Source organism: Delftia sp. Lp-1 (genome assembly GCF_020523835.1).
Lineage (GTDB): Bacteria > Pseudomonadota > Gammaproteobacteria > Burkholderiales > Burkholderiaceae_C > Comamonas > Comamonas acidovorans.
Map to the genome: position 1 here is coordinate 789,091 of NZ_JAJALJ010000003.1, position 20,915 is coordinate 810,005.

Sequence of the window (20,915 nt, forward strand, 5' to 3'; positions counted from 1 at the left end):
TGACACGAGTCGGAGTGAACCAATGATTGAACTCAAGAACGTTTCCAAGTGGTACGGCAGCTTCCAGGTGCTGACCGACTGCTCCACCAACATCCAGAAGGGTGAGGTCGTGGTGGTCTGCGGCCCTTCGGGCTCGGGCAAGTCCACGCTGATCAAGACCATCAACGCGCTGGAGCCCTTCCAGAAGGGCGAGATCTTCGTGGACGGCGTGGCCGTGCACGATCCCAAGACCAACCTGCCCCAGCTGCGCAGCCGCGTGGGCATGGTGTTCCAGCACTTCGAGCTGTTCCCGCACCTGTCGGTGACCGAGAACCTGACCATCGCCCAGATCAAGGTGCTGGGTCGCAGCCCGGACGATGCCAAGAAGCGTGGCCTCAAGATGCTGGACCGCGTGGGCCTGACGGCGCACAAGGACAAGTTCCCGGGCCAGCTGTCGGGTGGCCAGCAGCAGCGCGTGGCCATTGCGCGCGCGCTGTCCATGGACCCCATCGTGATGCTGTTCGACGAACCCACCTCCGCGCTGGACCCCGAAATGGTCGGTGAAGTGCTGGACGTGATGATCGGCCTGGCCAACGAAGGCATGACCATGATGTGCGTGACCCACGAAATGGGCTTTGCGCGCAAGGTGGCCAGCCGTGTGATCTTCATGGACGTGGGCGGCAAGATCCTGGAGGACTGCTCCAAGGACGAATTCTTCGGCAACCCGGAAGCGCGCCAGCCCCGGACCAAGGAATTCCTCAACAAGATCCTGCAGCACTGAACCGGTGCGGCCCTTGCGGGCACGGTAATCAAGGGGCGCTTCGGCGCCCTTTTTTTGTGGCCAAGGCGAGCTGATGATGAGAATCGTTCTCGATACAATCGCCGGCTAAGCTGTTTGCACCGTGCTCCAGATTCCGCCCCCATTACCCCGCCGCCGGACAACTTCCACGTCCGCCGTGCCATGCCTGCCATGAAGCGCGACGACGCCCCGGGAGAGCCCGGTGGCCATTCCCGCAGTCTCTACACCCGCTGGCGCAAGCCGCTGCAGCGCATGCTGGCGCGGTACTTCAAGAGCCCGGCCGATATCGAGGATGCCTCCCAGGAGGTCTTCGTGCGCATGCTGTCGGCCGACAAGTGCCTGCCCGTGGACGAAGAGCGGCCCTATCTGCATCAGGTCGTGCGCAGCGTGGCGGCCTTCGCGCACCGCACGGCGCCGCAGCAGGCCGGTGTGCGGCTGGTGTCCGTGGAGGATTGCCGCGACGAGGTCGAGTCCCTGCCGGCCCGCGACAGAGCCGATCATGCGCTGGACGATGAGCGCCGCCAGCGCCTGGCCCGGCTGCGCGATGCCCTGAACGAGCTGCCCGAGCGCCAGCGCCAGGCCTTCGTGCTTCACCGCGTGCAGGAACTGACGCTGGAGCAGACGGCCGAGCGCATGGACATCACCGTGCGCATGGTCTCGCGCCACCTGAGCCGGGCACTGTCCTATTGCGAGATCCGCGTACGCTACGCCAGCGCCGAGCAAATGCGTGCCCTGCTGCGCGCAGACGCGCAGTGGCCGGGCGCCGCAGAGAACACACGATGAGCAACGAACTTCCCCCGGGCGTTTCGCCGCAGGAGCTGGTGGGGCTGCATGACAGGGCGGCCGACTGGTTTGTGCGCCGCCAGCAGCCGGACTGGACGGGCGCCGACGAGCGCGCGCTGGACGCATGGCTGGGCGCCAACCCGCTGCATCGCAGCATCTTCGAAGGCATGTCGCGCCACTGGCATGGCGCGCCACAGCTCAGGGAACTGTTTCCCGATGAGTTTGGCGCAGCGGTGCCGCCCGCCGCGCCTGCCGTCTGCGCTGCACCAGCGGCCGCGCCGCCGCGCCAGCGCGTTCATGCCCGCTGGCCCGGCCGCCCTGCAGCAGCCCTGTCCGTGCTGGCGGTGGTCTCGCTGCTGGCCTGGGGTGGCTGGTACCGCTGGGATCACACGCCGGGCTATACGCTGCAGGCCCGCACGGCGCCCGGGCAGACTCAGAGCATCGAGCTGCCCGATGGCTCGCGCGTGGACCTCAACGTGGACAGCGAACTTCAGGTGCGCTACTACCCGCGCCGCCGCGAGGTGGTGCTGGATCGGGGCGAGGCCTTCTTCGAGGTCACGCCCGGCCCGGACCGGCCCTTCACCGTGGACTCCGGCGCCAGCCGCGTCCGGGTGGTGGGCACCGCGTTCAATGTGCGCGCCGGGCCGCCGCGGCTGGTGGTGAAGGTGCTGGAGGGCAAGGTGCAGCTGCGGCCCGAGCGGGAGCGGGCCGGGGGCGATGTCCTGCTGCTGGCGGCAGGCGCGGGCGTGGCTGTGGACAGCGCCGGCCGGCACAGCTCCGTGGTGGCCGATGCGGACAGCGTGGGCGACTGGCGCACGGGCCAGGTGCGCTTCAGCGGCACGCCGCTGGCGGAGGTGGCGCAGGAGCTGTCGCGCTATCTGGGTGCGCCCGTGGAGCTGGGCGACGAGTCGCTGGGCCGCCTGCGTGTCTCGGGCCTGCTGGCCACGGCCGCGCCCGAGCGCTTTGTGCGCGCGCTGCCGGCCTTGATTGCGGTACGCGTGCAGCCGCGCAGCGGCGGAGGGTGGCTGATTGTGCGGGGATGAATCGAAGATTGAAAAACATTTTGTTTCAAATTGACGACCAACCCCAGGTTCCAGCTTTGCACCCGTCCTGGCTTCTATAGGGCAGGGGCGTGGATTTTCCAGGCCCGCACGGCTGCCAGCCAAGGATCACCGAGGGCGCTCGTCCCTCACGCCCCAGCCAACGGCCGCAACACCTGACGCGCATGCGCGGGTGGGCTGGAATGGCTTGTCCGGCGCGGTTCCTGATCGCCCGCGACGGCTGCCTGCAGCCTGCCCGTCGCGTGCCCGTGCAACGGCACAGCAACGGAGTGGCAATGAGAGCGCAAGAAGCAGCAGGCAGGGAATTCGCAGGCAGGGGCACGCATGCCCGACACAGGAACATGAAGGAGCAGGGCGCCGGCCCGCAGGCCAGGCCGCGCCTGCTGGCGTGGCTGGTGGCCGGTGCCGTGGCCGGCATGGGGGCCGCGCCGTGCGCCCGTGCGCAACAGCTTCAGCAGCCGGCCGCCTCTTCACCGATGCCGTCATCCGGACAGCGCCTGGCCTTTGACCAGCCGGCGCAGCCGCTGATCAACGCGCTGCGCGCCTTTGGCCGCCAGACCCAGTTCCAGGTGCTGTACGACGAAGCCGTGCTGGGCGGCCGCCAGGCGCCGGCCCTCCAAGGCAGCTTCACGCCGCAGGAGGCCATGGACCGGCTGTTGGCTGGCACCGGTGTGACCGCGCACAGCACCGAGCAGGGCACGTTCACGCTGCGCAAGGCGCCTGCGCCGCAGCCTCAGCCGTCGGCGGGCACCACGCTGTCCACGGTCAACGTGACATCGCAGCGCATGGCCGCGCCGGGCAGCTACGTGGGCAGCGGCAGGAGCGCCAGCACCAAGCTGGACACGCCGCTGATCGAGACGCCGCGCTCCATCTCCATCGTCACCCAGGAGCAGCTGCAGAACCAGGCGCCCAAGAGCATCGAGCAGGCCCTGTCGTACACGGCCGGCGTGTCCACCGAAGTCACGGGCGCGGACCTGCGCATGACGGGTGCCATCATCCGGGGTTTCAGCGATGGCAGCTCCTACTACAAGGACGGCCTGCGGCAGTTTTCAGCCGGCACCTATGGTTCGTGGAACGACGAGATCGACGAGCTGGACAGCATCGAGGTCATCAAGGGCCCGGCCTCCGTGCTCTTTGGCCAAGGGCGGCCGGGCGGCGTGATCAACGTGGTCTCCAAGAAACCCGAGGCCGACCATTTGAACAGCGTGGGCCTGTCCTATGGCCGCTACCAGCGCGCCCAGGCCACGGCCGATCTGGGCGGCGCGCTGGATGCCTCGGGCGACCTGCTGTACCGGCTCAACCTCAAGGCGCGTGACAGCGACGGACGCACCGTGGGCTCGCGCGATGACCGCATCTCCATCGCGCCCTCGCTGCGCTGGAACCTCTCCGGCCGCACCCACCTGACCGTGCTGGGCAGCTATTCGCGCGAGCGCGGCACGCCCAAGTCCTGGTGGCCCAGCCTGTTCACCTACCCGCAGATCAAGGACCTGCCCGCGCACCTGACGGCCGGCGACCCGTCCTTCGACCGCTTCGACCGCGACACGCGATCGCTGGGCTACGAGTTCTCGCACCAGACCGACAGCGGCTGGCAGCTCACGCAGAATCTGCGCTACTCCACCATCGACATCGATTACCGCCACATCTACGCCATGGACGTGCTGGCCGACGGCCGAAGCGTCTCGCGCGCCAGCCTGGCCCAGCGCACCAAGGGCCGCACGCTGGCGCTGGACACCCGCCTGCAGAAGGACCTGCGCTGGGGCGGGCTGCAGCACCGGATGGCCTTCGGCATGGACCATGTGAAGTACAGGGAGCGCGGCGGCCTGGGCTTTGGCTGGGATGTGCCCGACCTGGACATGCTCGACCCCGCCTATGGCCAGTCCATCGCCTATCCAGAGCTGGAGGACAGCCGCACGGACCTGCGCCAGACCGGCATCTACACGCTCAACCAGTTCAAGTGGGACCGCTGGGTGGCCAATCTCAGCCTGCGCCATGACCAGGCGCGCACCACGCAGAACAGCAGCACCCAGCCGCGCATGAGCGACAGCGCCACCACCGGCAGCGCGGGCCTGCTCTACCTGTTCGACAGCGGCTGGGCGCCCTATGCGAGCTACGCGACCTCCTTCGATCCGGTCACGGGCCTGCAGTACGACGGCAATCCGTTCGAGCCCCGGCGCGGCAAGCAGTACGAGGCGGGCGTGAAGTACCAGCCTCCGGGAAGCACCTCGCTGATCACGGCCTCGGTCTTCGACCTGCGCCAGACCAACGTCACCACGCTGGACCCTGACCACCCGCGCTTCAGCATCCAGACGGGCGAGGTGCGCTCCACGGGGCTGGAGCTGGAAGGCCGCTTCGCGCTCACGCGCGAGCTGAACGCGCTGGCCAGCTACACCTACCTGGACCCGCGCACCACGCAGAGCAACCGGCCCGCCGAAATCGGCCGCCAGACCATACAGACCACACGCCACATGGCCAGCCTGTGGCTGGACTACCGACCGCGCGCGGTGCCGGGCCTGATGGTGGCCGGCGGCCTGCGCTACAAGGGTCGCTCTCCCTACAACGTGGCAGCGGACGGCACGCTGAACATCAACGACTCCGCCACACTGGCCGACCTGGCGCTGGCCTACGAGACGCCGCAGTACCGCATCGCGCTGAACATCAACAACCTGTTCAACCGCAAGTACTTCGCAGGCATCTTCCGCGGCGTGGATCGCGAGGCCACGCTGAGCTTCAAGTACTACTGGTCTATGTAGAAGACCTGCGCGCGGGTGGCTTGCGCGCGGCGCGAGCCGGCCCGCGCGGCTCGGGCGTCCTGATCAGCTGGTGGTTGAACTCCTTCCACAGCGCGTCGCGCCGGGCCAGGGCCTCGGACACATCCTTGTGGCGCAGCTGGGCCACGGCCGATACCAGGGCGTTGCACAGGTAGAAGGCCGCCGTGTAGGAGTGAAAGGGCGAGGCATTGGCCGTGCGTACCTGCAGCCAGTGGTGGGCCACGGTGGCCAGCGGCGCGGCGGGGCTGTCGGTGAGGGCCAGCACCTGGGCGCCGGCGTCGGCAAAGCGCTGCGCTATCTCGAAGGTGCCGCGCGAATATTGGCTGACGCTGAAGGCCAGCAGCGTGTCCGAGGGGCCGATCCACAGCAGCTGGTCGGCCGGCGCGATGGCTCCGGCATCCAGCTCCTGCACGCCGGGGCGGCACATGTTCAGGTGCAGGGCCAGCCAGGCGGATACCGGCGAGCTGTTGAGCTGGGCCAGCACGAACACGCGGCCCTCGCTTTGGGCCAGCTTGCGGGCCATGGCCTCGAAGGCCGCCATGTCCAGCCCCTCGCGCGTGGCCTGGATGTTGTGCTGGTCGTGCAGCAGCGCATCGTCCACGCACTCGCTCAGGCTGCGCTGCGCGCCCAGCAGCACGGGCGCGCGCTGGGCGGCCGTCTGCAGCAGCGCCGTCACCTCGCCGCGCGCCTCGCGCTGGGCCTCGGCATAGCTGGCATAGCCGAGCTTGGCGAACAGGCGCACCACGGTCGAGGCGCTGGTGCCCGTGTGCGCGGCCAGCGCCGTGGCCGACTCCAGCAGCGCATGCGGGTAGTTGCTGCCCAGGGTCTGGGCCAGCGTCAGCTCGCTGGCCGTCAGCTCCGCGCCCTGCTGCGCCAGGCGCTGCGGCAGCAGCAGTGTGGCTTTCTGCAATGGTGATTTCATATTTTTCTTGTATATGCAACGTGTGTTGCAAAATAGAGGGTCGCGTGCAACACTGCATGCACTCTGGAGATTCCACCATGCACGATACCCTCGAACAAAGCCGCGTGCAGCAGCGCGCGAGACTGCTGGACTGGCTGGGCGGCCAGCAGCAGGCCATGCAAGATCTGTTGCACAGGATTGTCGATATCGACAGCGGCAGCCGCGATGAAGCCGGCATCCTGGCCGTAGCCCAGGCGCTGCGCGAGCGGCTGGAGGCGGCCGGCGTGGCCGTGCGTTTCGAGGACGTGCCCGGCTACGGCGTGCTGCTGCATGCCGATGTCGCCGGTCCCGACGGGGACGGCCCGGCCGAAGGCGCGCCCATCTATCTGATGGGCCATATGGACACCGTCTTCCCGGCGGGCACCGTGGCGCGCCGCCCCTTCCGCGTGGAAGAGGGCAGGGCCTACGGTCCCGGCGTGGCCGACATGAAGTCGGGCCTGGTGCTCAACGTCTTCGTGGCCGAGGCCTTTGCGCGCTGTGGCGGCCTGAAGGCGCCGCTCAAGCTGTTCTTCTCGTGCGACGAGGAAATCGGCTCGCCCGCCACGCGCCAGACCATCATGGACACGGTGCGCGGTGCGCGCGCCGTCTTCAACGCCGAGCCGGGCCGCGTCAGCGGCAACCTGGTGACCAGCCGCAAGGGCTCCATGGCCGTGGAGTTCGAAGTGCAGGGCGTGGCCGCCCATGCGGGCATCAACCACGCGGCCGGCGCCAGCGCGCTGGAGGCCATGGCGCGCAAGCTGCTGGCCCTGCATGCGCTGACCGATCCCGCCACGGGCACGACCACCAATGTGGGCGTGCTGCAGGGCGGCATCGTGCCGAACATGGTGGCGCCCCACGCCAAGGCCGAGCTCGATGTGCGCTACACGGCCCAGACCGATCCCGATGCGCTGATGGAGCGCATCCGTGCCATCGTGGAGGAAGAATCCGTGCCCCGCACCCAGGGCCGCGTCACCGCCGTGCGCCGCACCCTGCCCATGGCGCCCACGCCCGATGCGCTGCTGCAGCTGTACCGGCGCGGCGCGCAGTCGCTGGGCTTTGATGTGCAGGGCGAGTTCACGGGCGGTGCGGCCGACAGCGGCCTGACCGCCTCGGTGGGCGTGCCCACGCTGTGCGCCACCGGCCCCGTGGGCGGCCATCCCCATACCGAGCGCGAGTACTGCGAGCTGGCCACCTTCGTGCCGCGCGCCCAGGCCGTGGCCCTCGCCATCTTCGACCATCCTTGACTCCGCTGATACCCATGAAAAACCTGTCCGTGAACCCTTCCCTGAACACCCGCCGCAAGCTGCTGGGCGCAGGCCTTGGCCTGGCGGGCCTGTCCGCGCTGGCGCCGCTGGCCGCACGCGCCGATGACAAGTACCCCTCGCGCCCGATCACGCTGGTCGTGCCGTTTCCGCCCGGCGGTTCGGTGGACATCATGGGCCGCCAGTACGCAGAGCCCCTGTCGCGCATCCTGGGCGCGCCCATCGTGGTGGAGAACCGGCCCGGCGCGGGCGGCTCGGTGGCCACGCAGTACGTGTCGCGCGCCAAGCCGGACGGCTACACCCTGGTCGTGTCCTCGCAGAGCAGCCACCTGGCCAATCCGCTGACCCAGCCCAAGGTGGGCTACGACCCCATCAAGGACTTCGAGAACATTGCCATCCTGGGCCGCCAGCCCAATGCGTTGATGGTGCATTCCAGCCTGCCCGTGAAGAACTTCCAGGAGTTCATCGAGTACGTGAAAAAGCGCCCCGGCCAGGTCAACTACGGCAGCGCCGGCATCGGCAGCATGGGCCAGCTCAATGTGGAAATGCTCAAGGCCGCCACGGGCATCTTCGCCACGCACATCCCCTACCGTGGCGGCTCGCCGCTGGTCACGGCCGCCATCGGCAACGAGGTGCAGTTCATCCTCGACAACCTGGTCTTCATGCTGCCCCACGTGCAGTCGGGCAAGGTGCGCGCCTTGGTCGTGGCCTCGGAGCAGCGCCTGCCCATGCTGCCCGACGTGCCCACCATGGCCGAGGTCGGCTATCCCCAGCTCAACATGAGTTCCTGGACCGGCATTGCGGCGCCTGCGGGCACGCCCGACGCCATCGTCCAGACGCTGTACAAGGCCATCCGCCAGGCGGCCACGGCGCCGGCCATGGTGGCCAGCCTCAAGGAGCGCGGCGTGGTCGCGCCCGAGGAGATGAGCCCCGCCGCCTTCGAGAAGATGATGGCCGAGCGCCTGAAGCTCTTCGGCGAGGTGGTGCGCAAGGCCCATATCGTGGCCGAGTAAGCAGGGCACGCCCAGGGCGCCCCCAGGGCGCCCCGGATGGCCGGGCGCAGCCGACGTATTTCCATAAGGAGGAGACATGAGCATGACCCCTATCGCCCGCCAGGCTGCCAGCCACCCTTCCCGCCGCCGCGTGCTCGGCGCGGGGCTGGGCCTGGGTGTGCTGGCGCCGCTTGCGGCGCTGGCCGCCGAAGGCAAGGCCGCCGGCTACCCCACGCGCCAGATCAGCTTCATCGTGCCGTTTCCGGCCGGTGGCTCGGTGGACGCCATGGCGCGCCAGTATGCCGAGCCCATGGCGCGCATCCTGGGCGTGCCCATCGTGGTGGAGAACCGGCCCGGCGCGGGCGGCTCGGTGGCCGCGCTGGCCGTGGCGCGCGCCAAGCCGGACGGCTACACCCTGGTCGTGTCCTCGCAGAGCAGCCACCTGGCCAATCCGTTGACCCAGCCCAAGGTGGGCTACGACCCCATCAAGGACTTCGAGAACATCGCCATCCTGGGCCGCCTGCCCAATGTGCTGGTCGTGCCCGCGAGCCTGCCCATCCGCAGCTTTGCGGAGTTCATCGCCTATGCCAAAAAGCACCCTGGCCAGCTCAACTACGGCAGCGGCGGCACGGGCAGCATGGGCCAGCTCAACATGGAGATGTTCAAGGCCGATGCGGGCCTGGACATCACCCATGTTCCCTACCGGGGCGGCACGCTGCTGGTCACCTCGGTGCTGGCGGGCGAGGTGCAGGTGTTCTTCGACAACCTCATCTCCATGCTGCCCCATATCCAGGCAGGCAAGGTGCGCGCCCTGGCCGTGGCCTCCGAGCAGCGCGTGGCGCAAATTCCCGATGTGCCCACGCTGGCCGAGGTCGGCTACCCGCAACTGAACATGAGCTCCTGGACCGGCCTGGCCGCGCCGGCCGGCACGCCTGCACCCGTGGTGCAGGCCCTCTTCAAGGCCGTGCGCCAGGCCGCCACGGCGCCGGCCATGGTGGCCAGCCTGCAGGACCGTGGCGTGACCCCGCCCGAGGAAATGAGCCCCGCCGCCTTCGAGGCCATGATGTCCGACCGCCTCAAGCGCTTTGGCGAGGTGGTGCGCAGGACGGGCATCGTGGCCGAGTGAGCCTGGCCCGCCAAGGGCCTGCCCTCAGTCCAGCTGCACACCCACCTCGCGCACCAGCCGCCCCCAGTCCGCCAGGTCCTGGCGCAGCGTGTCGGCGAATTGCGCGGGCGTGGTCCGGGGCAGATCGGTCAGGTTGAGCTCGCCCAGCTTTTTGGCCGTGGCCGGGTCCTGCTGCAACTGGTTGATGGCGGCGTTGAGCTTGTCCACGATGGGCTGCGGTGTTTTGGCGGGCGCGAAGACGCCGTACCAGGAATAGTTGTGAAACGGGTAGCCCGCCTCGGTCAGGCTGGGCAGGTCCGGCTGGCTGGGAATGCGCTTGTCGCCGCTGTGGGCGATGGCGCGTACGCGGCCCGCACGCACCAGTTCCACGGTGGACGAGGTGTCTGCAAACGCCGCCTGCACCTGCCCGCCCAGCAGGCCCTGCACGCAGGGGCTGCTGCCCTTGTAGGGCACATGCTGCATCTGCAGGCCGGCCTGCTTGAGCAGGAATTCCATGGTCAGGTGCCCGCCCGAGCCCTGGCCCCAGGAGCAATAGCTGAGCTGGCCGGGCCGTGCGCTTGCATAGGCCACGAACTCCTTGAGCGTGTGCACGGGCAGATCGCGCGAGACCAGCAGCAGATTGCCCGCGCGCCCTATCTGCGCAATGGGGGCGAAGTCCTTGATCGGGTCATACGGAACCTTGCGGTAGAGGCTGGGATTCACGGCCATGGACGCCGTGTAGGTGAACAGCAGCCGGTAGCCGTCCGGCGCACTGCGCGCGGCCTGCTCCACGCCGACCAGGCCGTTGGCGCCGGGCCGGTTGTCCACCACGAAGGGTTGCCTGAGCAGCCGGGTCAGGCCTTCGGCAAACACCCGCGCGATGGTGTCCGTGCCGCCGGCGGCGGCCGTGGGCACGATCAGCGTGACGGGGCGGGCGGGGTAGTTGCCGGCATCCTGCGCCGGCTGGGCGTGGCCTGTGCAGGCCATGGCCAGCAGCAGTGCCCAGGCCATGCCGTGCTTCTTCATCGTCTTCATGCACTTGTCTCCTTGTGTCGCCTTGTGTCGCCTTGCCTGTGCGCGGCCCCGTCAGCGCAGCCCCAGGCGCGCCTGCGTGCCCTGCTCGATCATGTCGGCCCCCACCCGGTAGAGGTTGCGCGAGACATAGCTGTCCACCTCGCGCGCACGCTCGCGCAGCCAGGCGGCCTTGAGGCTGCGGGCCTGGCCGATCTCGGGCGCGTCGCCGGCCGCGGTGGCCAGCACGTCGATCACATGCAGGGCCAGCTGCCACTGGCCCGCGTCGGCCAGCGCCTGGGCGCTGGCCACCAGGCCGGGCTTGTCGGTGATGGCATCGGCAATGGCGGCGCCTGCGGCCTCGGGCGGGGCCGGGTGCAGCGTGGTCGGGTTGCGGTCCCACCAGCCGTTTTCCGAACGGTAGATGTCGCGCACGATGTAGCTGGGGTCGCCATAGGTGGGCTTCATCCACTCCACGCCGAACAGCTCCTGCGGATAGTCCATGGCCGCGAGCACCTGCTGCTCGTTCAGGCCCTCGTTCATCAGGCGCACGACTTCGGCGCGCAGCCAGCGCAGCGCCTGTGCGGTGTGCATCAGCACCTGCTGCACGGCCTGCTCGCCCTCGATCACGGGACCGAACTCGCGCACGGCCTTGAGCGGGCGCAGCGCGGCCATGGCCTGCAGCGTGTCGGCCCAGCGCACGGTGTCGCGCAGCGTGCGAAAGGGCGTGCCGATGTTGGGTATGGAGTCCAGCAGCGCCGCGCCGCCGTACAGCACGCGCTGGCCGGGGCTCCACAGCGCGATGGCATCGTCGGTCTCGGACGGCGCCCAGAACAGCTCGATGCGGCTGTCCCCGCTGCCTATCTTCAGCCGCGTGTCGAAGGTTTCGGTGGGCTCGTGCATGTCCAGCCGGTGCTCGAAAAAGCCCGCGCTGCGGTTGAACTGGATCTCGGCCATGCGGTGCTGCAGCGCCCGGGTCTCGCGGTAGCGTGCCTGGCGGCGCGGCAGGTTGCGGTGCGCGATCAGGCGCGGCACAGGCTCGCCGCGCGCGGCCGCATGCTCCAGCCAGGCGGGCACGCCCGCGTTGTAGCCGATGTGGCCGTGGCTGTAGCACAGCGCATGCACGGGCGCGTCGCTGAGCTGGCGCAGGCTGGCGATCATGTCCTGGCTGACCTTGCCGCCGGGGCCGGCGTCGATCACCACCAGGCCCGCGTCGGTCTCGGCCACGAAGGACTGGCCCTGGCCGCGCAGTATGTGCAGGCCCGGCGCCACGGTTTCGCTGCCGGTGCCCACCAGCAAGAAGGGCTTGTCGTCGTCTCTGGCGTTCATGGGGTCTCCGGGTCTGGTTCGATGGGGGGCAGGGCGTAGCGGCCGTCCAGCAGTTCGGGACTGGGCATGTAGGCGCGCAGGCACAGGTAAAAGCCTTCGCGCGGCGCGGGCAGCCAGTTGGCGCGGTGGTCTTCGCTGGCCGGCGGCGCGTGGCTGATGTGGATAGTCAACCCACCATCGCTATCGCCATCGCCATCAGCGTCGGGGCGCAGGCCCGGCGTGCGGTCGCCGATGGCATGGCGGTCGATGGGGTTGTCCACCAGCATGCAGTCGTGGGCGCTGTAGAGGGTCAGGGACCAGAAGGCCTGCACGGGCGGCAGCGCGCCTGGGGCAAAGCGCAGCCGGTAGCGGCGGCTGCCGTGCAGGGGCTGGCCCCGGGCGTCATGCCAGGCCAGCGGGTAGATGGCCTCGCGGCTTTCCAGCATGCCGATGTACTTGAGCGCAATTTCGGCGCGGGCCTGGAAGTCGTCGCCAAAACTGCCTTCGACCAGGGCGGGAAGTTCCCAGCCCGAGTCCAGGCGCCGGCCCGTGCTGGCCGCGCGCAGCCGGGGCAGCACGCTGTCCAGTGCGCGCTGCAGTGCGGCTTGCTGTTCCGCGTCGGGTGCGCCCAGCCCGGCGCCCAGGCCCACGGCCGCAAAGCGCGCGACCCGTGCGGTGTGTTCCTCTGGTGGCGGGTTGTCGCGTAGCGCGGCATTGACCTGGGCGGCGTAGTACGCAGCGGTGGGCACGGCATTGGGCACGGCGTCGGGTGCGGCCTGGGGATTGCAGTCCGGGTCGAAGGCGCGGGCCTGCGAGGGCGTGCCCGCCTGCCAGTCGGCCAGCGGGCGCACCGCAAAGCCGTCCTGCAGCGCGTGCACGGCGGGCAGGTCGTGCTCGCCATCGACCAGGATGCGGCCTATCACCCACAGCCAGGGCGTGGGCGCGGCAATGTGTGCGCCGGGCGCATCGAACGGTGGCGGCAGCGCCCCCTGCCAGCCGGGCGGCGTGACAAGGAAGGAGCGCGCCGCCGTGCCCGTCAGGCGCTGGCCCAGGTGGGCGAAGGGGTTGGTGAAGAAGTCCAGCAGGCCCAGCACGTAGTAGCGGCCCGCCGTGTCGGGCACGTCGATCACCAGCGGCCCGGCGCCCAGGTCCAGCCAGGCGTTGGTGTAGAGCGTGTCGTTGTTGGGCGTGACCACGCGGCTGGTGCCGGCGCGCAGCAGCTGGCGCGCATGCACGAACTGGTTGCACCAGCGCAGCGGTGCGGGCGCAGCCTCGCCCGCCGCATTGCGCCGGGGCGAGGTGGCCGCGCGCATGCGGCGCATCTCGTACAGCGGGCAGGTGTGGATGACGGCCTCCTCGGCCAGGGTGCTCAGGTCCATGGCGTGTCTCATGCGGCCACGGGCTGCAGGGGCGGAACAGGCCATTGGTGCGCGCCTGCCTGCGGGTGGTACATGCGCAGGATGAGGTAGAAGCGCCCGTGCGGCGTGGGCAGCCAGTTGGCGGCGCCCTGTGCCGGTCGGGCATGGCCCAGGTCGATCTGCAGGCTGCCGTCGGCCTCGCGCAGCAATCCCGGCGTGCGGTCGCCGATGGAGTGGCGGCCGATCTCGTTGCCGTAGAGAAAGCGGTCGGCGTCGTACAGGGTGACCGACCAGAAGGCATCGGCCGGCGGCATGTCGGCGGCATTGAAGCGCAGCACATAGCGCTGGCTGCCGTCCAGCGGCTGCAGGCCTGCGTCGTGGTGGGCGGCCGCGTAGATGGCCTCGCTGGTGGCCAGCGCGCCCAGGCCCAGGTAGGCGGTGCGTGCGCGGCCCAGGTACTCGCTGCCGTAGCGGCCGGTGGACGGCGTCATGGTCCAGGGCCGGGGACGGCGGTTGCGCCCCATGGCGGCCACGGTGCGTACGCCGTCGGCAAAGCCCTCGGTCAGGCCTTCGCGCACGGGCTCCTCCAGCTGCTCCCACGCCATGTGGGCGCTTGCCACCAGGCCGGCCTGGCCGAACCAGGCCAGCAGCCCCTGGTCCTCCTTGCGGCCAGGCGCCTCGGCCAGCGCATGGCAGAGGTTGGCAAAAAAGCGCGGCGCAACCTCGGCCGCAGGCTCCTGGTTCTCGAAGGCGGCCGCCATGGCGTCCACGGGCGGGCCGACCCAGTTCGCGACGGCGGCCGGCCGGCCTCCTTTCGGCACGCCCGGCGCGGGCTCCAGCCGGATGTCGGCCTGCAGTGCGCGGGCTGCAGGCCAGTCGGGCGCATCGCCCACCACGGTGCGGCCTATCAGCCAGACCAGGTTGCTGGGGCAGTGCACCAGACGGTGGCCGGCCAGGTGTTCCGGCACCTGGCCGCCCGGCCCGACCAGGACCACGGTCTCGCCTTCGGGCGCGCAGTTGCGCGGGCCCAGGTTCTCGAAATTCTCGGTATAGGCGTCGTACAGGGCCAGCACGAAATAGCGGCCCGGATGTGCGGCGCTGGAGGGCACGGTCAGCAGGCGCGGGCCTTCGGCCAGGTGGATCCAGGCCAGCGAGTACAGCAGGTCGTTGGCGGGCGTGACCACGTCGCGGTCCTCATGGGTGGAGGGGCGCTGGCTGTGGTGCAGCGTGTCGAAGTCGCCGCGCATGTCCAGGCCCAAACCGGTGGCACGTGCGGCGCCGGCATCGGTCTGCAGGCAGCAGGTGCGGTAGGTCTCTATCAGCGGATAGCCGTAGACAAAGGCGGCCAGGCCGATGGAGCGCGCCAGGGCGCGGCGGACTTCGGGCAGGGAGGGAGGGGTCGGGTTCATGTCCATTGTTTTCTTCAGGGGAGGAGGGGGTCAGTCGAGGGTCACGCCCGTGGAGCGCGCCAGGTCCAGCGCCACGGGCAAGAAGGCGGCGTAGGCGGCGCTGGCCTCGGCCGGGCTGTTGCCCTGGGCCTCCAGGCCCAGCGCCTCGACACGCTGGCGCACCTGGGGCTCGCGCATCACGGCGGCGACCTCGCGGCCCAGGCGTTCGACGATGGCGTCGGGCGTGCGCGCGGGCGCCATCAGCGAGATCGATCCCGTGATGGCGTACACGGGCTCGCGGTAGCCCTGCTCGGCAAAGGTGGGCACATCGGGCAGGGCCTTGCTGCGGCGCGGTCCGGCCACGGCCAGGGCGCGCAGCTTGCCGGCGTCGATGAAGGGCTTGAGCGTGGCGGCCGAGCCCAGCGTCATCTGGATCACGCCGCTGATCAGGTCGATGGACATGGGCCCTTCGCCCTTGTAGGCCACGTGCAGCGACTGCAGGCCGTAGGCCTTGTCCATGAAGACCTGGACCTGGTGCGGCTGCGTGCCTGCCCCCCAGGAACCCATGGCGTACTTGCCCGGCGACTGGCGCACGGCCTCGACCAGGCCCTTGAAGTCCTTGGCCGGCACGGCCGGGTTGACGGCCATCACCATGGAGGGCGAGACCACATCCGAGACCATGCGCAGCTCGGTGCGCGGGTCGTAGGGCAGCTTCTTGTAGAGCACCAGGTTGGCCGTGATGGGCCCGGGCACGGTCAGCAGCAGGGTGTGGCCGTCGGGCACGCTCTTGGCCACATGCTCGGTGCCGATGATGCCGCCCGCGCCGCTGCGGTTGTCCACCACCACGGGCTGGCCCAGGCGCTTTGCCAGGCCCTCGGCCAGGATGCGCGCCACGGTGTCGGTGGAGCCGCCGGCCTGGTATTGCACGACGATGCGCACGGGCCGGGAGGGATAGCCGTCCTGGGCCAGCGCGGCGCTGCAGGCCAGGGCAAGGCAGGTCAGTGCGGCGGTGCGCAGCAGGGGTGTGTTCATGGGGGTCTCCGGGCGGGCGATGGGGTGGGTGTCGGCTTTCATGCAGCCTCCCTGCCGATGACCAGCGCATCGACGGCCACGCAGCCGCCGTCCGCGTGCGGGCGGGCGATCAGGGGGTTGATCTCGGCGCTTTCCAGCGTGGCGCCTGCGCGCTGCGCAAAGCCGGCCAGGGCGCACAGCGTGTCGGCAATGCTGTCCAGGTCCACGCGGGGGCGGCCGCGGGCGCCGTCCAGCACGGCAAAGGCCCGCAGCTCGCGCACCATGGCCAGCGCGTCGTCGCGCGTGATGGGCAGCAGGCGCAGCGAGACATCGCGCAGGATCTCGGCATGGATGCCGCCCAGCCCGAACATCAGCACCGGGCCGAATACCGGGTCGCGGTGCACGCCGGCGATGCACTCCACGCCGCCCTGCACCATGGGGGCGGCCAGCGCGCCGTCGATGTGCGCATCGGGCCGGGCCTGGCGCGCATTGGCCAGGATGCGGTCGAAGGCGGCCTGGGCGCCGGCCGCATCCGCCAGGTTCAGTGCCACGCCGCCCACGTCGGACTTGTGGGCGATGGCATCGCTGCAGACCTTGAGGACAATGCGTCCGCCCATCTCCTGCGCGGCCTGCGCTGCCTCGGCCGCCGTGCGCACCAGTCGGTGCGGCACCACGGGCACGCCGGCCTCGGCCAGCAGGGCCATGCTGCGCTGCTCCGACAGCGTGCCCGCCGGCAGGTGCAGTGCGCTGCCTGCATCGGCCATCGCGGGCAGAGCCTGCGGTGTTTCATGCAGGCGGGCCAGCGCGCCAATGCAGCGTATGGCTGCGCCCGGGTCGGCAAACACCAGGCAGCCCAGCGCCTCCAGCGCATCGCGGCGCTCGGGCGGGCACAGCGTGCTGACGGCCAGCAGGGTGTCGGGATGGTGGGTGCGCAGCGTCTGCACCAGGCTTTGCAGCACGGGCCAGAAGGCGTCGGACAGGCCGCCTGCCGCGAAGAAGCCCAGCCAGCTGTCGAACTGCCGGTCGGCCAGCATCAGGCGGGCGCTGCGCTCCAGCAGCGTCATGTCGTTGGTGACCTGGCCCGTGATGTCCACGGGGTTGCGCGGCGCGGCAAACGGCACCCATTCGCGCAGCTGGCGCTGTGCCGCGTCGGACAGCGGTGCCACGTCCAGGCCGGCTGCGCTGGCGTCGTCGGCCATCATGGCGCCCACGCCGCCCGAGACCGTGAACAGTCCGATGGACCGCCCCTTGGGGGCCCGCGCGATGGAGGCACTGGCCGCCAGCGCGAAGAAGTCCGTGATGGAATGCGCGCGCAGCACGCCGTAGCGGCGGAACACCGCGTCATAGACGGCATCGTTGCCCGCCAGCGAGGCCGTGTGCGATGCGGCGGCGGCCGCGCCCAGGGCGCTGGTGCCCACCTTGCACATGACCACGGGCTTGCCGCGCTCCTGCGCCAGGGCCAGGGCCGCGCGCAGCCGGGGGCCGTCGCGGCAGCCTTCCATGTAGGCCATGATCACATCGGTCTCGGGGTCCTGGGCCAGCCAGGCCAGGCCATCAGCCAGCTGCACATCGGCCTCGTTGCCCGTGGTGGCCCACAGCGACAGGCCCAGCCCGCGCTCGCGCGCCAGGCTGTAGGCATAGGCACCGAAGGCGCCAGACTGGCTGACCATGCCGATGCGCCCGGGCCGCACCAGCCCGCCGCCCGGCGCGGGCGAGAACGTGGCGTAGACCTGGTGGCCGGGGCGCATGAAGCCCAGGCAGTTCGGGCCGATGAGGCGTATGCCCGCCTCCTGCGCGCGCCGCGCCAGTGCCTGCTGGGCGGCCGTGCCGTCGGAGCCGGTCTCGGCATAGCCCGAGGAAAACAGCACCATGGACTGCACGCGCGCGGCGGCCGCATCCTCCAGCACGCCGGCCACCTGCGATTGCGGCACGGCGACGATGGCCAGGTCCACCGGCGCGCCGATGGCGGCCAGCCGCTCGTGCGCGGGCAGGCCCTGCACGTGGCTGGCGCGCGGGTTCACCGCATACAGCGCGCCGCCGTAGCCGAAGCGCAGCAGGTAGTCCAGCGGAATGCCGCCGATCTTGCTGGCCTGGTCCGAGGCGCCGACCACGGCGATGGAGCGCGGCGCGAACAGCGCGTCGAGCCGGGAAGTGTCGAAGCAATGGCTGTCGGTCATGTGTGTCCCTCAGAAGTTGTGGCGCACACCCAGCGCCAGGGACCGCACGCCGTCGCCGCTGTTGGCGGCCACCGGCACGTTGGCAATGGCGGCCGAGGCATTAGCCGCGTTGCCCAGCTGCAGCCAGCGCGCGTAGAGCACGGTGCGCTTGCTCAGCGCGTAGTCGTAGCCCAGCGTCCAGGTGTTCTGGGCGCGGTCCGTACCACCCACCTCGCGCCGCGCCACCGAGACCAGCAGCTTGGAGCGCGCATCCACGCTCCAATCGGCGCCCAGCTGGGCCAGCTTCGCCTTGGGTGTGCCTGCACGGTCCACGCGGTTGATGACGTAGTTGCCCGTCAGGCGCAGGCCGTCCAGGGCTTCCCAGCTGGCCGACAGTGCCTGGTACTGGCTGGTGGCGGGCGCGGCCACGGGTGCGGCGGCGCTGCCTTCCACGGACTTCTGGAAGCTGTATGCCAGGAACCAGGGCTTCTGGTTCCAGCCCAGCGTGGCGCCGTAGAGGCGGCCGTTGCTGCTGTTCGGTGAAGCCACTTCGCCAAAGGAATAGGCCAGGTCCGCCAGCCAGGGCTGGCCTGCCGGCGTGCGGTAGCGCACCAGGTTGTTGGCCCGCGCCGCAAACGGCCGCAGGCCGGCCTGGGCATCGGTGGCCGACACCAGGTTCAGCGAGGAAAACAGCGCGTTCATGCCCAGCGGATCGGCGCGGAACAGCGCGCCGAACATGGGCGTGTACATGCGGCCCATCTCCACGGCGCCCCAGCCGCTGTTCAGTCCCACCCAGGCCTGCCGCGTGAAGGCCAGGCCCGGGCCGGGAATGGTGCCCAGGCCCGTGTCCGGCGCCACGCCGGCCTCCAGCATGAACTGGGCGCGCAGGCCGCCGCCCAGGTCCTCGCTGCCGCGAAAGCCGATGCGCGATGCCGCGCTGCCCCCGTCCTCCAGCCGGCTCAGGCGCGTGGCGCCCGACCTTGCGCTGTTGATGTGGACGTCGACGATGCCGAACATCTCCACGCTGCTCTGGGCCCACGCGGACGTGCCCAGGGCCGCCATGCCGCCGGCGGCCAGCCAATGCTTGTGCTTCACGAACTTGTCTCCTTGGTAGCGCCCCGGATGCTTTGCCCGGTGGCTTGCTTGCTACTATCCCGAGCGACAGGGGATGCACTCTGTCAAGCCATTGACAAATGGCGGTACATGGGCACCGGACTAACCCGGGGCCTTCGACATCGTGAGAGAACCATGCGCTCCAAGCCTGCTCCCGTGGCCGACCCTTCGGCGCTGATCCGCCGCGCCCTGGGCCTGTGCCGCATGCTGCGCAACTGGCCGCCCGAGGTGCTGGATGAGCTGACGGCGCTGTCCCGCCTGGGCCGCTACGAGCGCCACCAGCAGGTGCGCGCCGCCGACCCCAAGCGGCGCGAGGTGCTGGTGGTGGCTTCGGGCTGCGTGGAAGTGGGCGGCGTGGACGCCACGGGCTCGCGCTTCGTGCTGTCCATGCACAGCGCAGGCGACATCGTCGGCCTGGCGCGGCTGCTGGAGCACACGCAATTCGTCTACGACTACCACGCGCACCAGCCCACGGTGCTGGTGGAGATTCCCGGCGAGTCCTTCCTGGCCCTGCTCGATGCCCATCCGCCGCTGTGGAAGGACATCTGCCTGCTGGTGCTGGCACGCATGCACGAGCTGATCGTCGTCCAGCAGCGCCACGCCTTCAGCAACATCGACAACCGCGTGGCCGAACTGCTGGCGCGGCTAGCCCCCACGCATGGCCAGCCCGCGCCCGACGGGCAGGGCGTGGTGCTGCGCATCTCGCAGAGCGACCTGGCCGCCATGCTGTCGGTCTCGCGCCAGACCATCAACAAGGAGCTGCGCCTGCTGGAGCAGCGGGGCCTGCTGCAGGCCGCCTATGGCCGGCTGACCATCGTCGACCTGGCGGGCCTGCTGCGCCTGTCCGATGCGGGCGCGCGGCCGGGGCCCTAGCCCCGGCCCGCGGGAATCAGTCCTCGTCCAGAGGCGAGGCATCCTCGCCGAACAGGGCCTGGCCGTCGGCGCGCAGCAGCTCCAGCATGTGCCGGGCCGCGGGCGACAGATAGCCGTCGCGCCGGCAGGTCACGCCCAGGTGGCGGCGCAGCGTGGTGGCCGGCAGGCGCACTTCCCTGAGCGTGCGGCTGCGCTCCAGCCGCAGCGTGTGGCGCGAGACGAAGGTCAGCAGATCGGTCTTGGCCACCATGCGCGGCAGCAGCGGGATGGAGCCCGCCTCCACCTGCACCGTGGGCGCCGGCATGCCGCGCGAGGTGAAGGCCTGGTCCAGCCATTGCCGGCTGGGAATATTGGCGCTGGGCAGGGCCCAGGGATGGCGCAGCAGCGCGGCCATGGTGATGCGCTGGCGCTCGAAGACGGGATGGTCCTGGCGCGCCGCGACCACCACCACGTCCTCGGCGATCGGGTGGGAGACCAGCTCCGGATCGCCCTCGGCCGTGAGGCCGATCAGCAGGTCCAGCTGGCCCTCGCGCAGGCGGTCGCGCAGTTCCCAGCTGGGGCCGATCACGATGCTGATGGTGATGCGCCGCCCGTCGGCCAGGGCCTTGCTGCACAGCTCGGGCAGCAGGTGGTCGGCGGCCACAGGCCCGCTGCCGATGCGCACATGGCCGGCATGGCCTTCGTTGAAGTCGCGCACCTCGCGCAGCGCCTCCTGGCTGGCATTGCGCAGCATGCGCGCGCGGGCCAGCAGCACATCGCCCAGCGGCGTGAGGCGTATGCCGCGCCCGGCACGCTCGAACAGCGCGCCGCCCACGGTCAGTTCCAGGCGCTGTATGCATTTGCTCAGCGCGGGCTGGGTGCGCCCCAGCTGTTCTGCGGCCCGGCCCAGGTGCCCGAGGTCGGCCACGATCTCGAAGAAGCGCAGGTCGCGCAGGTGCAGGTCCATCGATGAATAAAAGTGATGTTTGAATGAACATTATCGAATGGACGGAATGGATGGCGCTCACA

17 protein-coding genes are annotated in these 20,915 nt (G+C 70.2%); 8 read left to right on the forward strand and 9 right to left on the reverse strand.

Going from position 1 to position 20,915, the window contains the following annotated elements; all coding sequences use genetic code 11:
* Positions 1–22 precede the first annotated feature (22 nt).
* The 4 genes from LGR64_RS24595 (at position 23) to LGR64_RS24610 (ending at position 5,372) form a co-directional block, all read left to right on the forward strand.
* Positions 23–760 (forward strand): amino acid ABC transporter ATP-binding protein, encoded by a 738-nt coding sequence (locus LGR64_RS24595; RefSeq protein WP_012203297.1) that lies wholly within the window; start codon positions 23–25, stop codon positions 758–760.
* 180 nt (positions 761–940) lie between these two features.
* Positions 941–1,561 carry an RNA polymerase sigma factor gene (locus tag LGR64_RS24600; protein ID WP_230357204.1) on the forward strand — a complete coding sequence of 207 codons (621 nt, stop codon included), beginning with the start codon at positions 941–943 and terminating at the stop codon, positions 1,559–1,561.
* The gene (locus LGR64_RS24605) at positions 1,558–2,604 is read left to right on the forward strand and encodes a FecR family protein (protein ID WP_088166049.1); all 1,047 of its coding nucleotides are present in this window, start codon (positions 1,558–1,560) and stop codon (positions 2,602–2,604) included. Before LGR64_RS24600 ends, LGR64_RS24605 begins: the two co-directional genes overlap by 4 nt.
* 359 nt (positions 2,605–2,963) lie before the next feature.
* Entirely contained in the window at positions 2,964–5,372 is a 2,409-nt protein-coding gene (locus LGR64_RS24610) for a TonB-dependent siderophore receptor (protein ID WP_230357206.1), read from the forward strand.
* Here the strand turns inward: LGR64_RS24610 and LGR64_RS24615 are convergent.
* Positions 5,365–6,312, reverse strand: a complete 948-nt coding sequence (locus tag LGR64_RS24615) for a MurR/RpiR family transcriptional regulator (RefSeq protein WP_230357208.1) — start codon at positions 6,310–6,312, stop codon at positions 5,365–5,367. The two genes, LGR64_RS24610 and LGR64_RS24615, sit on opposite strands and share 8 nt — an antisense overlap.
* Positions 6,313–6,389: 77 nt before the next feature.
* Between LGR64_RS24615 and LGR64_RS24620 the strand changes: the two genes are divergently transcribed.
* The 3 genes from LGR64_RS24620 (at position 6,390) to LGR64_RS24630 (ending at position 9,710) form a co-directional block, all read left to right on the forward strand.
* On the forward strand, positions 6,390–7,574 hold the full coding sequence (locus LGR64_RS24620) for a M20 family metallopeptidase (protein ID WP_012203299.1): 1,185 nt from the start codon (positions 6,390–6,392) through the stop codon (positions 7,572–7,574).
* A gap of 14 nt (positions 7,575–7,588) precedes the next feature.
* Positions 7,589–8,605 (forward strand): Bug family tripartite tricarboxylate transporter substrate binding protein, encoded by a 1,017-nt coding sequence (locus LGR64_RS24625; protein WP_088166052.1) that lies wholly within the window; start codon positions 7,589–7,591, stop codon positions 8,603–8,605.
* 76 nt (positions 8,606–8,681) lie between these two features.
* Positions 8,682–9,710, forward strand: coding sequence for a Bug family tripartite tricarboxylate transporter substrate binding protein (locus LGR64_RS24630; RefSeq protein ID WP_230357209.1), 1,029 nt, complete (start codon positions 8,682–8,684; stop codon positions 9,708–9,710).
* Between the two features lie 24 nt (positions 9,711–9,734).
* Here LGR64_RS24630 and LGR64_RS24635 read toward each other — a convergent pair whose 3' ends face one another.
* Genes LGR64_RS24635 through LGR64_RS24665 form a run of 7 tightly spaced genes read right to left on the reverse strand, consistent with a single transcriptional unit; the run spans position 9,735 to position 19,016 of the window.
* Entirely contained in the window at positions 9,735–10,724 is a 990-nt protein-coding gene (locus tag LGR64_RS24635; RefSeq protein ID WP_230357211.1) for a Bug family tripartite tricarboxylate transporter substrate binding protein, read from the reverse strand.
* Between the two features lie 51 nt (positions 10,725–10,775).
* Positions 10,776–12,029, reverse strand: coding sequence for an alkyl sulfatase dimerization domain-containing protein (locus tag LGR64_RS24640; protein WP_230357213.1), 1,254 nt, complete (start codon positions 12,027–12,029; stop codon positions 10,776–10,778).
* Positions 12,026–13,387: a DUF1254 domain-containing protein gene (locus LGR64_RS24645; protein WP_230357215.1), complete on the reverse strand. Its 1,362-nt coding sequence runs from the start codon at positions 13,385–13,387 to the stop codon at positions 12,026–12,028. Before LGR64_RS24645 ends, LGR64_RS24640 begins: the two co-directional genes overlap by 4 nt.
* Positions 13,388–13,395: 8 nt before the next feature.
* Entirely contained in the window at positions 13,396–14,781 is a 1,386-nt protein-coding gene (locus LGR64_RS24650; RefSeq protein ID WP_230357217.1) for a DUF1254 domain-containing protein, read from the reverse strand.
* A gap of 24 nt (positions 14,782–14,805) precedes the next feature.
* The gene (locus LGR64_RS24655) at positions 14,806–15,786 is read right to left on the reverse strand and encodes a Bug family tripartite tricarboxylate transporter substrate binding protein (RefSeq protein WP_442873853.1); all 981 of its coding nucleotides are present in this window, start codon (positions 15,784–15,786) and stop codon (positions 14,806–14,808) included.
* A 38-nt stretch (positions 15,787–15,824) separates the two neighbouring features.
* Complete coding sequence (locus LGR64_RS24660) at positions 15,825–17,942, reverse strand: acetate--CoA ligase family protein (protein WP_230357221.1); 2,118 nt, start codon at positions 17,940–17,942, stop codon at positions 15,825–15,827.
* A 9-nt stretch (positions 17,943–17,951) separates the two neighbouring features.
* Positions 17,952–19,016, reverse strand: a complete 1,065-nt coding sequence (locus LGR64_RS24665; protein WP_071954377.1) for a porin — start codon at positions 19,014–19,016, stop codon at positions 17,952–17,954.
* 153 nt (positions 19,017–19,169) lie between these two features.
* Between LGR64_RS24665 and LGR64_RS24670 the strand changes: the two genes are divergently transcribed.
* Positions 19,170–19,907, forward strand: coding sequence for a Crp/Fnr family transcriptional regulator (locus LGR64_RS24670; RefSeq protein WP_034390390.1), 738 nt, complete (start codon positions 19,170–19,172; stop codon positions 19,905–19,907).
* Positions 19,908–19,923: 16 nt separating this feature from the next.
* Here LGR64_RS24670 and LGR64_RS24675 read toward each other — a convergent pair whose 3' ends face one another.
* The gene (locus tag LGR64_RS24675; RefSeq protein ID WP_013804160.1) at positions 19,924–20,853 is read right to left on the reverse strand and encodes a LysR family transcriptional regulator; all 930 of its coding nucleotides are present in this window, start codon (positions 20,851–20,853) and stop codon (positions 19,924–19,926) included.
* Between the last annotated feature and the right edge of the window lie 62 nt (positions 20,854–20,915).